Here is a 525-nt window from a genome sequence, read left to right on the forward strand (position 1 = left end):
CCCCAACCCCCACCACCCCGCCTACCTCATCTACACCTCCGGCTCCACCGGCACCCCCAAAGGCGTCACCATCCCCCAAACCAACCTCATCCACCTCTTCAACGCCACCCACCAATACCTCACCCACACACCCGACCACACCCCACAAACCTGGTGCCAATTCCACTCCTACGCCTTCGACTTCTCCGTCTGGGAAATCCTCGGCGCCCTCCTCCACGGCCACACCCTCATCATCCCCAACCACAACACCACCCGCTCCCCCCACGACCTCATCACCCTCATCCACCAAGAACACATCACCACCCTCTGCCAAACCCCCACCGCCCTCTACCACCTCATCAACACCCACCAACAACACCACCAACAACCCCTCCCCCTCCACCGCATCATCCTCGGCGGCGAAACCCTCGACCCCACCCGCCTCACCACCTTCCACCAACAACACCCCCACACCCACATCATCAACATGTACGGCATCACCGAAACCACCATCCACGTCACCCACCACCCCCTCAACCCCAACAC

Annotated in this window: 1 protein-coding gene; it reads left to right on the forward strand. The window is 61.9% G+C overall.

What is annotated here, in order from left to right; genetic code table 11:
* Positions 1 to 525: AMP-binding protein (locus VT50_RS38135; RefSeq protein WP_143645423.1), on the forward strand; the 525-nt coding region annotated here is incomplete at both ends.

Origin of the sequence: Streptomyces antioxidans, from assembly GCF_000968685.2 — a bacterium.
Taxonomy (GTDB): Bacteria; Actinomycetota; Actinomycetes; order Streptomycetales; family Streptomycetaceae; genus Streptomyces; species Streptomyces antioxidans.